This window comes from Bacillota bacterium (assembly GCA_018818595.1).
Taxonomy (GTDB): Bacteria; Bacillota_I; Bacilli_A; order Izemoplasmatales; family Hujiaoplasmataceae; genus JAHIRM01.
The window spans coordinates 1-12771 of record JAHIRM010000049.1 but is presented as its reverse complement, the minus strand read 5'-3'; the positions used below and the strand labels follow the sequence as shown (position 1 = coordinate 12771).

At 32.7% G+C, this 12771-nt stretch carries 14 protein-coding genes and 1 pseudogene; all 15 read right to left on the bottom strand.

Annotated elements, in window-relative coordinates; translation table 11 throughout:
* A complete protein-coding gene (locus KJ971_07680; protein ID MBU1145710.1) occupies positions 1-609 on the bottom strand; it encodes a hypothetical protein in 609 nt (202 codons plus the stop codon).
* A 75-nt stretch (positions 610-684) separates the two neighbouring features.
* A pseudogene (gene serS, locus KJ971_07675) lies at positions 685-1955 on the bottom strand (serine--tRNA ligase).
* Positions 1956-2246: 291 nt separating this feature from the next.
* Entirely contained in the window at positions 2247-2777 is a 531-nt protein-coding gene (locus KJ971_07670; GenBank protein ID MBU1145709.1) for a biotin--[acetyl-CoA-carboxylase] ligase, read from the bottom strand.
* Positions 2774-3199: a 3-hydroxyacyl-ACP dehydratase FabZ gene (fabZ, locus tag KJ971_07665; GenBank protein MBU1145708.1), complete on the bottom strand. Its 426-nt coding sequence runs from the start codon at positions 3197-3199 to the stop codon at positions 2774-2776. The genes KJ971_07670 and fabZ overlap by 4 nt, the downstream gene beginning before the upstream one ends.
* Positions 3186-4442: a beta-ketoacyl-ACP synthase II gene (fabF, locus tag KJ971_07660; protein ID MBU1145707.1), complete on the bottom strand. Its 1257-nt coding sequence runs from the start codon at positions 4440-4442 to the stop codon at positions 3186-3188. The genes fabZ and fabF overlap by 14 nt, the downstream gene beginning before the upstream one ends.
* 12 nt (positions 4443-4454) lie before the next feature.
* A complete protein-coding gene (gene fabG / locus KJ971_07655; protein MBU1145706.1) occupies positions 4455-5201 on the bottom strand; it encodes a 3-oxoacyl-[acyl-carrier-protein] reductase in 747 nt (248 codons plus the stop codon).
* Positions 5198-6127 (bottom strand): ACP S-malonyltransferase, encoded by a 930-nt coding sequence (gene fabD / locus KJ971_07650; protein ID MBU1145705.1) that lies wholly within the window; start codon positions 6125-6127, stop codon positions 5198-5200. Before fabD ends, fabG begins: the two co-directional genes overlap by 4 nt.
* On the bottom strand, positions 6124-7056 hold the full coding sequence (gene fabK / locus KJ971_07645) for an enoyl-[acyl-carrier-protein] reductase FabK (GenBank protein ID MBU1145704.1): 933 nt from the start codon (positions 7054-7056) through the stop codon (positions 6124-6126). Before fabK ends, fabD begins: the two co-directional genes overlap by 4 nt.
* Before the next feature lie 8 nt (positions 7057-7064).
* Positions 7065-8003, bottom strand: a complete 939-nt coding sequence (locus KJ971_07640) for a ketoacyl-ACP synthase III (GenBank protein ID MBU1145703.1) — start codon at positions 8001-8003, stop codon at positions 7065-7067.
* An 84-nt stretch (positions 8004-8087) separates the two neighbouring features.
* Positions 8088-8912, bottom strand: coding sequence for an acetyl-CoA carboxylase carboxyltransferase subunit alpha (locus KJ971_07635; protein MBU1145702.1), 825 nt, complete (start codon positions 8910-8912; stop codon positions 8088-8090).
* Positions 8890-9774: an acetyl-CoA carboxylase, carboxyltransferase subunit beta gene (gene accD, locus KJ971_07630; protein ID MBU1145701.1), complete on the bottom strand. Its 885-nt coding sequence runs from the start codon at positions 9772-9774 to the stop codon at positions 8890-8892. Before accD ends, KJ971_07635 begins: the two co-directional genes overlap by 23 nt.
* Positions 9767-11122 (bottom strand): acetyl-CoA carboxylase biotin carboxylase subunit, encoded by a 1356-nt coding sequence (accC, locus tag KJ971_07625; GenBank protein MBU1145700.1) that lies wholly within the window; start codon positions 11120-11122, stop codon positions 9767-9769. The genes accD and accC overlap by 8 nt, the downstream gene beginning before the upstream one ends.
* Positions 11112-11471 (bottom strand): acetyl-CoA carboxylase, biotin carboxyl carrier protein, encoded by a 360-nt coding sequence (locus KJ971_07620; GenBank protein MBU1145699.1) that lies wholly within the window; start codon positions 11469-11471, stop codon positions 11112-11114. The genes accC and KJ971_07620 overlap by 11 nt, the downstream gene beginning before the upstream one ends.
* Before the next feature lie 155 nt (positions 11472-11626).
* On the bottom strand, positions 11627-11851 hold the full coding sequence (gene acpP / locus KJ971_07615) for an acyl carrier protein (GenBank protein ID MBU1145698.1): 225 nt from the start codon (positions 11849-11851) through the stop codon (positions 11627-11629).
* Positions 11852-12272: 421 nt separating this feature from the next.
* Positions 12273-12623: a NifB/NifX family molybdenum-iron cluster-binding protein gene (locus KJ971_07610; protein ID MBU1145697.1), complete on the bottom strand. Its 351-nt coding sequence runs from the start codon at positions 12621-12623 to the stop codon at positions 12273-12275.
* Positions 12624-12771 lie beyond the last annotated feature (148 nt).

Here is a 12771-nt window from a genome sequence, read left to right as displayed (position 1 = left end):
CTATATTTTTTTTACGACTACTGTCGTTTCGTTTTCCAATCCTGTTATTTCAACACTGGTTCCAGGCATTAAATCTATTTGTTCTAACGTCACTGCTTCAACTTCAACAAATCGTTCTTGAAAAGTTAAAGTGACTTTCCCTTTTCCTGTTTTATTGTTTGGAACTCTAATATAAACAGTTCCGTTTTTTCCAATAGCATTTTCATAATTTAAATTGCCCTCAGATTCCAAATTCATCGCTGCTTTAAAAGCCAAAGCTAAAAGGTAGGCGGCTAATGCTCCACAAGCCATTCCTATTAATAAAGAAAGAATTGGAATTAAATAATTTGAAGCTATAAATGAAACCCAAGCACCAATACTTAAAAACGCTAATACTCCTCTTAATGTTAATACTTTTAATCCGCTAAATCCAGATAAAGGTTCATCATTAAAAGAATCCATACTTCCATCTATATCTCCTCCATCTATGTCAACAGAGCCATCAAATTCTGTATCACTTATACCAAGTAACATTAAAATCATGAAAATAATCATAATAACTGTTGCTGGAACAGCAATCACAAACATCACTTGTTGAAAAACTGTTAACCCTTCCCACCAAATTGTCATCTCGATTTCTTGCCTCCCTTTACTTCATTTATTATAACATTGTACCATTTTTTTAACGAATTAACAATATAAGTTTTATTTAAAAATGGATATTCCATTCATAAATGGCACTAATACATCAGGTATTTTTACAGAGCCATCCGGTAATTGAAATTGTTCAACAATCGCAGGGATTAATCTACTTGTCGCAAGACCTGATGCATTTAATGTATGGCAGTATGCATTCTTTTTGGTAAAAGCATCTTTATAACGAATCATACCTCTTCTAGCTTGAAAATCTCTTGCATTGCTAACAGAGGATACTTCTTTATAGATTTCTAAAGAAGGAAGCCATACTTCGATATCATATGTCCTTGCCATTGCAAAAGCAAGGTCTCCTGCTGCAAGTTTACTTACTCTATAGTGAAGTCCTAATTGTTTCATTAAATTTTCGGCTTTTGCAAGAAGTTCTACAAATGCACTATCGCTTTGATCTGGTTTTGTAATTTGTACCATTTCAACTTTGTTAAATTGATATCCTCTAATGGTGCCTCTTTCTTCCGTTCTATAACTTCCTGCCTCTTGGCGATAGCAAGGACTATATGCAAAATATTTTTTAGGCAATTCTATCTCTTTTAAAATTTCGTTTCGATGCAAATTAATTAAAGCTGTTTCAGCCGTTGGAAGCAAAAACTTTTTAGGTTGCTGTCCTTCCATCCAAAATACATCTTGATTAAATTTAGGAAACTGTCCTGCGGCAAATCCACTTTCTTGATTTAGTATATGAGGTGGCAATATAAATTCGTAACAATCCTTTAAATGTTCAGAAATAAAAAAGTTCAGCAATGCCCATTCAAGAATAGCACCATTTCCTCTATAAATCCAAGTTCCTTTACCAGAAATTTTAGCGGCTCTTTCGTAGTCAATCAAATGAAGAGACTCGCAAAGAAAAACATGATCTTTGATAGGAAAGTGAAAAACTGGTTTCTCAAGATAAGAATAAAGCACTTCATTTAATTCTTGTCCTCCGCCAACAAGATCTTCATCAGGAATATTCGGCAAATTCGAGACAAAGAAATCAATGTCATTTTCAATTTGACGCAATTTTCTTTCATCTAAATCAATCAAAGATGATAATTCATTTACAACGATAAAAAGAGATTTTGGATTATCTTTTTTTTCTTTATTTCAAATATTTGATCAGATATTTGATTTTTTTTTGCTTTTTGTTCTTCCATTTTAAAAATCAAACTATTTCTTTCTTTTATCCAGTGTAAAAATTCAGTAAAATCTACTTCAATTCCCTTTTTTAAAAGTAATTGTCTAAATTTTTCAGGATTTTCTCTCATTGCAATTTTATCTAACATTATATTTCTCCTTATTCTAAAAAAAATAACCCTTCACTTTACAGTAAAGGGCGAAATTAATCGTGGTACCACCTTTGTTCTAGATAACTAGCACTCAGATTCTTTAACGCAGAATTACGGATGGGATTGGCATCACTTCAGAGGTAGATAAGTAAATTATTTTGACTGATTTTCACCCGTGCATCAGCTCTCTAATACAAAATATAAATACTTTAATCTCTTTCATCGTTTTGAAGCATTATATTACTAATAAATCATCTTGTCAATAAGATTCAAAATAAATCAAATCGTTTAAATGTGTTTAATCAGTTCAATTTTAAAAGAATCTATGAAAATGGTAAATACTTTTTGAACATCTACCTTACTATTTAATTCTAACGCTAAAGACGTTGCATTAAAAGCAGGAAATGTAGTTTGATTGATATTGAATCCAACCCCTATAATAATATATTCTCTATAAGTATCAACGTATTTTGTTTCAATTAAAACACCAGCAATTTTATTTGAATTTACAAAAATATCGTTTGGCGCTTTATACCAAGCTTTAATTCCAAAATGAGAAAGTGTATTCAAAATCGTATCAACAATTACTTGATTACAAACTTCTGATGAAATATCATCTTTAAGTAAAATAGAACACAATAAATTCTGAAAAGGTTCCGAAATCCAAGTGTGTTCAAATTGACCTTTTCCGTCAGTTTGAAAATCTGCCAAAACGATTGTATGATTATTTAAATCTTTATAATTTTCTTTTAAATAAGTGTTTGTTGAAGAAATCGATTCAAAGCGAAGAATCGTTGGATGAAATTCTTTAAGTTTCATTTGGCAAGAGCAAAAGAAAACTCTGCTTCGCAGGCGATTTCATCGTTTACCGTTGCGATTCCTTTACCAATTCCAAACTTGTTTTTAAAACGTGAAATTGCAACAGATAACTTTAAAATATCTCCAGGAATGACTTTTCTTCTAAATTTAACTTGTTTTAATCCCGCAAGATAAACAATTTGATCCTTATATTCTGGAACTGATAATAGAGTTACTGCTCCTACTTGGGCTAATGCTTCAATGATTAAAACCCCAGGCATAATATGTTCACTTGGAAAATGTCCTAAAAAGTGAAGTTCATTTGCGCTTACGTTTTTTTCTCCAATTGCTGATACTCCTGGAAACAATTCTATGATTCGATCGACCATAAGAAAAGGAAAACGATGAGGAATAATTTCTTGAATTTGATTACTTGTCAACATGATTTGAATCCTCCCATTTTTTAAATATGATGGTTGCATTTTGTCCACCAAACCCTAAACTATTGCTTAAAGCATATTTAACGATGCGTTTCACTGCAACATTTGGTGTATAGTTTAAATCACACTCCGGGTCTTTTTCAACGTAATTAATGGTTGGTGGAATAATATTTTCCATGAGAGCTTTTATCGAAATGATAGCTTCAATCCCGCCAACAGCTCCAAGAGAATGACCATGCATGGATTTTGTGGCACCTATGTTAATTTCATAAGCGTGTTTTTTAAACACATTTTTGATTCCCAATGTTTCGATTTTATCATTATAAAAAGTAGACGTTCCATGAGGATTGATATAGTCAATCCATGTTGGATCAACATTACCATCTAACAATGCATTTTCCATACATTTTGTTATTCCATATGCCGTTTCATCTGGAGCTGTTATGTGAAATGCATCACAAGTAGTTCCATATCCGACCATTTCAGCGAAAATGGTGGCTTTTCTTTTAAGCGCGTGTTCTAGTTCTTCTAAGATAATAACTCCTGCCCCTTCAGCAATAACAAATCCTGAACGACGTTTATCAAAAGGAATAGATGCCTCATCTTTATTTGAAGTAAAATTCAAAGCCTTCATACTAGCAAAACCGCCAACTCCTAATTCATTGATGGGAGCTTCTGCACCACCTGCAAAAGCAAGTTCGATGTATCCATCTCTTATATAACGAAAAGCCTCACCTATTGAATTTGTTGCAGAAGAACATGCAGTTACTATTGGTAATACAGGACCTTTTGCTTGATATTTAATCGCAATACGACCACCAACTAAGTTTATAATTGCGTTAGGAATAAAAAAGGGAGAAATGCGATCAACACCTTTTTCATGAGCTTTTCGTGCTTCTTCGTTAATTGTCCATAATCCGCCAATTCCCGAAGAAACAAATACTCCAAATCGATCGGAATCGATGTCCTCTTTTTTTAGATTTGAATGCTCAAATGCTTCTGTTGCAGCAACTAATCCAAAAACCATTGTTCGGTCCATTCTTCTTGCTTCTTTTGGCTCAAGATGATCTTCGGGATTAAAGTTTTTAACTTCACCAGCTACTTTTACTTTTTGGTTTGATACGTCAAAAAGTGTAATATGATCAATTCCATTTATTCCATTTTTTGCCGATTCCCACATGGAATTTACATCATTTCCTATGGGCGTAATAGCACCAAGTCCAGTTATAACTACTCTTCTTTTCATATTAGCTCCTTTTTAATACATAACAAGTCCGCCATCAACATGGATGACTTGACCTGTAATATAATTTGCTTCATCTGATGCAAGAAATGCTACAACGTTTGCTACGTCTTCGCTTGTTCCCAAACGTCCAAGTGGAATATTTTCAATAAACTTCTCTTTAAATTCTAATGGAAAATTTTCAGTCATTTTTGTTTCAATGAAACCAGGAGCTACTGCATTACAAGTTACTCCTCTTTTTCCAAGTTCTCGTGCCAGAGATTTTGTTAGTCCAATAATTCCAGCTTTTGAAGCAGCGTAATTCGTTTGTCCTGCATTGCCAGTAATTCCAACAACTGAAGAAATATTAATTATTTTTCCACTTCTAGCTTTGCTCATAAAACGAGCTGCATGTTTTGAAACATTCCAAGTCCCTTTCAGATTGGTTTCAATCACATCATCAAAATCAATTTCATTCATTCGAATAATTAAATTATCTTTTGTAATTCCTGCATTATTAACAACAATATCGATTTTTCCAAATTCATCGATAATTTCTTCTATTAAATGTAAAGCATCATCATGTTTAGAAATATTGCACTGAATTGCTTTTGCATTTCTCCCAAGAAGAATTAACTCTTTAACAATATTTGTGGCTTTAATGGCAGAAGTATTATAGTTTATAATTACCGTTGCACCCAGAGAAGATAATTTATAAGTGATTGCTTCTCCAATTCCATTTGCTCCACCAGTTATTAAAGCTGTTTTCCCAGATAGATTCATTGAAATTCCTCCCATTTTTTAATATCATTTGGCACTGAAATTGAAATTGTTTTTAAAGATAAGTCTATTTTTTTTATAAGTCCTGACAAGACTTGCCCTGGTCCAATTTCTATAAAAAGGTCTACACCTTGCTTCATTAAATATCTAATTGAATCTTCAAAATAGATAGGGCCTTCAATTTGTTGTTTTAATTTCAAAGGCAAGGTAGAGGACTCTAATTCTTTTGCATCGCAATTCATTATAATCGGTATATTTGGCGCTTTCCATGTGCTATTAATCACTTCATTTTGTATTCGTTTTGCTGGTTCTTTCATAAATGATGTATGAAAAGCTCCACTTACATTAAGCCTTAAAATCCGTTTTGTTTGAATGGATTGTAGTTCAATTTGTAACTTTTTAAGACTTTGTTCATCTCCTGAAACCACTATTTGAGAAGGAGAATTATAGTTTGCAATGCTTACATGATTCTGACTTGTAGAAACCTTTTGGCAAAGCTGATTTACTTCATCTTTATTTGCTCCAATGATTGCAATCATTCCACCTGGAATTACTTTGCTTTGTTCATCCATCCATATAGCTCTTTTGTTAACCAAGGAGATTGTTGATTGTACATCAAATACACCACTTGCATAAAGTGCACTATACTCTCCTAAACTAAATCCAAGTACATAGTCAGGCATTATTTTAGTGATTGCTCGAAAAGATTCATAGATTGCAATAGATGTCGCAACAATTGAAGGTTGAGTAAAAAGAGTTTGATTTAGCTTGTTTTCTTCTTGAAAACACAAGTTAGAAACGGAATAGTTTAGTTCCTTACTTGATAAATCAAAAATGTTTTTTGCTACTTCTTCAGTTTCATAGAACTCTTTTCCCATGCCTAAAAATTGCGCCCCTTGACCTGGAAATAAGACTGCTACTTTTTTCATAAAATTTGAAGTTGATTTTTATAAGCTTCAACTGGCTCAAATAAAGATTCTATGATCTCTTTTACAGGCTTAATTGATTTAATCATTCCGGCAATCTGTCCTGCCATAAAAGAACCGGTATCAATGTCTCCTTGAATCACAGCTCTTCGTAAAGAACCTAATGTTAATTTTTCTAATTCTTCTAAAGAAACACCTTTTTGTGCAAGTTGAATATACTCACGAGCCATCGGGTTCTTTAAAACTCTTACAGGTGCTCCAGTTTGTCTTCCTGTAACAATGGTATCTATATCTCTTGCCTTTAAGATCATCTGTTTGTAATTGTCATGAATGGGGCATTCCGTTGAAGCTAAAAATATGGTTCCAGCTTGAATGCCTTTCGCTCCAAGTGCAAAAACGGCTAATACTTGTCTGTAATCTGCGACTCCTCCTGCTGCAATAACCGGAATGGAAACAGCGTCAACTATTTGAGGAACAAGTGCCATAGTCGTCAGTTCTCCAATGTGACCTCCAGATTCTGTTCCTTCAGCAATCACTGCATCTGCTCCTGCTCTTTCCATTCGAACTGCTAATGCTACGCTTGGAACAACAGGTATCACAATCATCCCAGCTTCTTTCCAAGCTTGCATATATACACCTGGGTTTCCAGCGCCAGTTGTAACGATTTTTATATTTTCTTCAATAACCATTTTAGCAATTTCCTTAACGTGTGGATTCATTAACATTACATTCACTCCAAAGGGTTTGTTTGTTAATTGTTTACACAAGCGTATTTTTTCTCTAATGGTTTCAGCATCATCTCCACCTGAAGCAATTAATCCTAATCCTCCAGCATTTGAAACCGCTGAAGCTAAAACGTGATTGGCAATATTTGCCATTCCACCTTGTATAATTGGATATTTAATTTGTAGCAATTCAGAAATGTTTTTCATAATTCCTCCTAAAGTGTAAGTCTAGCTCCACCCCAAGTAAGTCCTGCCCCAAATGCGACCAAGAGAACAGCTTGATTTTCTGTATCCACAGAAGATTTAACGTATTCATCCAGTGCGATTGCACAACTAGCTGCTGAGGTGTTTCCGTATAATTCAATGTTTAAAAAGAAATTTTCCATAGGAATTTTAAGCGATTTTGAAGCACTTTGAATGATTCTGAGATTTGCCTGATGTGGGATAATTGTATCAATTTTATCAAAAGATGATTTATCAAATTCAAGCAGTTTTAAAATGCTTTTTTCGATGGCTTTTGATGCGAATTGATACACTTTTTGACCATCCATATGTACAAATTCATCTACATACAATATTTTATCTAAATCTCCTTTTGAAGCGGTATAAAACATTGCTGGTTTGTATTCATTTGTTAATTCTAATAAAACTGCACCAGCTCCATCTCCAAACAACACACATGTATTTCTGTCAGTATAATCCGTTACTTTACTTATCACTTCAGCTCCAATTACAAGAGCGGATTTAAAAGCTTTGCTTTCAAGCATTCTTGATGCAACATTTAAAGCATAAATAAAACCAGTACAAGCTGCATTTAAATCAAAAGCCGTTATTTCTTGGTTGTTTAATCCAAGTTTTGCTTGAACTAAACTGGCAACACTTGGTGATTTATAATCTGGTGTAAAGGTAGCTACAATGATTAAATCTATTTTTGAAGTGTCATAATTAGATGATAAAATAGCGTCTTTTGCAGCTTTAACTGCTAAATCAGATGTATTTTCACCTTCAGCAATTCGACGATTTTTTATTCCAGTTCTGGAAACAATCCATTCATTTGTTGTACTTACAATTTGCTCTAAATCATGATTTGATAGTATTTTTTCTGGGACATAATGTCCCGTGGATATGACTTTGATATTTGGATAATTAGACATAGTTGATTCCCCTTAAATTAGATTTGAAGAATGTATCGTTGATCTAAACCTCTATTAGGACAACTATAAATTCAAATTATTTGTTTATTCTTCCGAATATAGACCGAATTTTCTATATTTTTTATATCGTTCATTTAACCTTGATTTAACTGTTTTGGATTGCAAATCCTCAAACTCTTTTTTTAATAATTCTTTCAAAAAAGTAAAAGAAGATTCCGATTCCTCATGAAGTCCTTTACTTGATTCAGGAATAATGAGATCAATCACACCAAATTTTAACAAATCCGGAGCTGTTAAGCGCATATCTTCGGCTGCTTCTTGTGCTTTTGAGACATCTTTAAAAAGAATAGAAGCAAATCCTTCAGGTGACAAGATAGAATAAGTCGCATTTTCAAACATAAAGACTTTATCCGCAACACCAATGGCTAAAGCTCCTCCACTTCCTCCTTCACTTAACACAAGGGAAATAATTGGAACTTTTATGGTCATTAATTCTGATAAAGAATTAGCAATAGCTACTGCTTGACCCCTTTCTTCCGCACCAATTCCAGGATAAGCTCCCGGAGTATCGATAATAAATAAAATAGGACGATTAAATTTTTCAGCTTGTCTTACAAGCCGCATGGATTTGTGATATCCCTCAGGATGAGGCATTCCAAAATTACGTTTGATTTTATCTTCCGTTGAAATTCCTTTTTCTTCTGCAATAATCGTTATCGGATTTCCATAAAACGTTGAAATTCCTGCAACGATTGCAAAATCGTCTTTGTATAATCTATCTCCTTTGAGTTCAATGAAATCAGGAAACAAGCATTTAATTAATTTAAGAGCTGTAGGCCTTTTTGGGTGACGAGCTAATTGAACTCTATCCCAGGCATTTCGACTATTATTCTCCATTGTATTCACCATAATTGTGCAAATGAAGAATTTTTGTAATAATTGGCTTCATTTCAAAACGAGACAATACCAAATCAACCATACCATGTTCTAACTGAAAATTGGCCGTTTGAAATCCTAAAGGTAATTCTTGACGTATAGTCTGTTTGATTACTCTTTGCCCTGCAAATCCAATTAATGCATTTTCTTCAGCAATATTAATATCCCCTAAAGATGCAAAACTAGCTGCTACTCCACCTGTTGTAGGATGTGTTAATACGCTAATATAAAGCAATCCAGCTAGATGATGATATCTTAAAGCAGCACTTGTTTTAACCATTTGCATTAAAGAAAAAATTCCTTCTTGCATTCTTGCTCCACCTGAAGCAGAAAAAATGAGTACAGGCAGTTTAAATTTAGTAGCGTGTTCAATTAAACGTGTAACTTTTTCACCAACAACGCTTCCCATACTTCCCATCATAAATCGACTGTCTAGTGCTCCAATTGCTACAATCATATTATCTATCAAAGCAATTCCTGAAACAAAAGCATCTGTTTCTAGAGATACTTCTTGGTATGAAGCTATTTTTTCAAGATATCCTGGAAAATCAAGTGGATTCATTGTTTTAAGTAATTCATCCATTTCTTGAAATGAATTTTCATCACAAATCAATTCAATTCTTTTTCTTGCTCCAATTACAAAGTATTGTTGACACTTTGGACAGATATATTGGTTTTTATCTAAATCATCACTGTAAACCAGTTCTTGACAATGAGGACACTTCACAAATAAATGTTCCGGAATGTTAATTTTCGTTGGTTTTTTTGTTCGTTTACGAAAATTTTGATTAAACATTTCAACTTTTTGTTTATGAATATCAAAAAAATCATCCATTTGTGACCTCCTTAATCAATTTTTGAATAAAACTAGTATTGTAGTTTCCTTTTACAAATTCCGGATTATGCATTAATACATATAAAAAATCAATATTGGTGATAATTCCATCAATGATAAATTGCTCGAGTGCAACTCGCATTTTCCTTATTGCTTCTTTTCTTGTATCTGCATGAACAATAAGTTTTGCAAGCATCGAATCATAGTATGAAGGTACGACATATCCGTTATAAATATGAGTATCTAAACGAACTCCATTTCCACCTGGAAAAACAATATTTTTGATGAGTCCAGGAGATGGTCGAAAATTGTTAAACGTATCTTCAGCATTAATTCGACATTCAATCGTATGTCCTTTAAGATGAACATCTCTTTGTTTTATCGATAATGGGTTATCAAAAGCAATTCTAAGTTGTTCTTTTACAAGGTCAACTCCAGTCTCCATTTCTGTAACTGGGTGTTCAACTTGAATTCTTGTATTCATTTCCATGAAAAAATACTTTCCTTCTTTATCGACGATAAATTCAACCGTTCCAGCATTTTCGTATTTAACAGCTTTTGCTAAATGAACAGCACATAGTCCCATATTTCTTCTTAAAAGAGGGGTCATTATAGGAGAAGGAGATTCTTCAATAACTTTTTGATTTCTTCTTTGCATGGAACAATCTCTTTCGCCAAGGTGAACTACATTGCCAAATTTATCGGCAATAATTTGAATTTCTATGTGTCTTGCGTTTTCAATGTATTTTTCAAGGTATACTAAAGAATCACCAAAATTAGCTTTTGCTTCCATCACGGTTTGTTGAAATAGTTTAGGAAATTCTGTATCATTCCAAATGATACTCATTCCTCTTCCACCACCACCATTTAACGCTTTTAAGATAACTGGATAGCCTATCGATCCTGCTAATTTCATTCCTTCTTCGGCAGAATCAATTGCTCCATCAGATCCTTCAATAATTGGAATGTGATTTTGTTTTGCGATTTTTCTTGCCATTGCTTTATTTCCTAAATTTGCTATCACTTGACTTGATGGCCCAATGAAAATTAAATTGCATTCTTCTACAATCGAAGCAAACTTATCATTCTCAGACAAAAAACCGTATCCAGGATGAATTGCGTTACATCCAGAAGATATGGCAGCACTGATAATCCGATTCATTTGAAGATAAGAATCGGAACTTTGTTCACTTCCAATACAGATAGCTTCATCTGCAAATTTAACTTGTAAACTATCTTTATCAGCTGTTGAATAAACAGCTACCGTGTGAATGCCAAGTTCTTTACAAGCTCTAATAATTCGTAGTGCAATTTCACCTCTGTTAGCAATTAATACTTTATTTTGCATCTTCAATTGTTATCAGTACTTGTTCAAATCCAATGGTATCACCGTTTTTTGCATGAATTGCAAGAATTTTACCACTAACAGGTGCTGTAATTTCATTCATTATTTTCATTGCTTCTATTATACACAAAGTATCTCCTCTTTTTACTTGATCCCCTACTTGCACAAATGGATCAAAGTTTGGATTAGAGGAAGAATAATAAGTTCCTACAAGTGGAGATTTTACTGCATGTCCATTTGATTTAAATGGTTCTTTAGATTGAAGTGAAACTGGCTGTGATTGCAATGAAATAGGTTCCTCTGAAGAACTTCCTCGAACAGGTTTGGTCATTTTTATTTTTATTTCATTCATCTCTAATTCTAATGAAGAAAGTGTGGATTGTTCAAAATCTTTTATAATTATTAGTACGTCTTTATAGTTCACAATATCCTCCTTTAAATTTTGGATTTATGTGTATTTATTATTAAAAAAAATAGACGAGTGCATCGTCTATATTTTAGGTGCATTTAGATATTTTTTTCTAAAAAGTTCATAATGTCACGAACTGTTTTAATGTTCGAAGCAATCTCTTCAGGAATAGAAACTTCAAAACTATCTTCAATACTCATTATCAATTCTACTGCATCAAGAGAGTCTGCACCTAAATCATCTAAAATATTCGTTTCAGGTGTTATGTTTGCTTTTGATACACTTAATTCATTGGCAATTAAATCTATTAATTTCTCTAACATTATGTTTCCTCCGTATCTAATTCTCTTTTTGTTTATACACATAAAAAATCGAGCATATTTAAATCATTATTATTAATTGATTGACCACCTCCAAATGCTTTGTTATTCAAATATTTTGAACTTCAAAATATCTAATATAGTTTATCACAAATGACATTTTTGTCAACCTTCTTTTCAAGATTTTTCGATGAAAATATCTTGAAAACGCTTACAAATTTTATTACATTCGTTTAAAATTAACGATATATTATAAAATAAAATAGTAAATGTTAGTTTATTATTATTTCGCAATATAAATCATAAAAAATTTTAATATGGTTTTATAAATTTGATTGTGATATAAATATCATCTAACCATAAAAAAAACTGCAATATTTAGAACGAAATTGCAGTTTAATCTTTTGATTCATTTTAAAATGGTTTAACAATTGCCATGATGTTGATGTTCATGACAAACTGATTCAGTAGATTGAAGATTTCCTTGAAGATAATCATTCATAACGTCTTGAGTGTTTCCTTTTGCTCCTGTAATTACTTTAATATTATTTTGTTTAAAAAGAGCTACTGCTCCACCGCCAAGACCACCGGAAATAACTACATTGACTCCAAACGACTGTAAAAACCCTGGTAAAAATCCTGGTCGATGTTCTGGATTTTTAACCATTTCTTTATTTATTATCTTGTTGTCTTCTACTTCATAAATTTCAAATTCTTCACAATGCCCGAAATGAATTGAAACCATTCCATTTCCACTTGCAATAGCAATTTTCATATCATATTCTCCTCGTATAATATGTAGTGTAGTTTTAGGTTTTACCTATCTACATATTAATTATTTATAAGTTTGAAGTCCTAGTGTTATAATTAAGTCAAGATGTAACCAGAAGAATCTGCTTCATCTCCTTGCACTTCTAGGTGCC

Excerpts from the sequence above, each read along its gene's own strand:
- KJ971_07680 (MBU1145710.1), bottom strand. The coding sequence starts at position 609 with ATGACAATTTGGTGGGAAGGGTTAACAGTTTTTCAACAAGTGATGTTT.
- KJ971_07670 (MBU1145709.1), bottom strand. The coding sequence starts at position 2,777 with ATGAAACTTAAAGAATTTCATCCAACGATTCTTCGCTTTGAATCGATT.
- fabZ (MBU1145708.1), bottom strand. The coding sequence starts at position 3,199 with ATGTTGACAAGTAATCAAATTCAAGAAATTATTCCTCATCGTTTTCCT.
- fabF (MBU1145707.1), bottom strand. The coding sequence starts at position 4,442 with ATGAAAAGAAGAGTAGTTATAACTGGACTTGGTGCTATTACGCCCATA.
- fabG (MBU1145706.1), bottom strand. The coding sequence starts at position 5,201 with ATGAATCTATCTGGGAAAACAGCTTTAATAACTGGTGGAGCAAATGGA.
- fabD (MBU1145705.1), bottom strand. The coding sequence starts at position 6,127 with ATGAAAAAAGTAGCAGTCTTATTTCCAGGTCAAGGGGCGCAATTTTTA.
- fabK (MBU1145704.1), bottom strand. The coding sequence starts at position 7,056 with ATGAAAAACATTTCTGAATTGCTACAAATTAAATATCCAATTATACAA.
- KJ971_07640 (MBU1145703.1), bottom strand. The coding sequence starts at position 8,003 with ATGTCTAATTATCCAAATATCAAAGTCATATCCACGGGACATTATGTC.
- KJ971_07635 (MBU1145702.1), bottom strand. The coding sequence starts at position 8,912 with ATGGTGAATACAATGGAGAATAATAGTCGAAATGCCTGGGATAGAGTT.
- accD (MBU1145701.1), bottom strand. The coding sequence starts at position 9,774 with ATGGATGATTTTTTTGATATTCATAAACAAAAAGTTGAAATGTTTAAT.
- accC (MBU1145700.1), bottom strand. The coding sequence starts at position 11,122 with ATGCAAAATAAAGTATTAATTGCTAACAGAGGTGAAATTGCACTACGA.
- KJ971_07620 (MBU1145699.1), bottom strand. The coding sequence starts at position 11,471 with ATGAATGAAATAAAAATAAAAATGACCAAACCTGTTCGAGGAAGTTCT.
- acpP (MBU1145698.1), bottom strand. The coding sequence starts at position 11,851 with ATGTTAGAGAAATTAATAGATTTAATTGCCAATGAATTAAGTGTATCA.
- KJ971_07610 (MBU1145697.1), bottom strand. The coding sequence starts at position 12,623 with ATGAAAATTGCTATTGCAAGTGGAAATGGAATGGTTTCAATTCATTTC.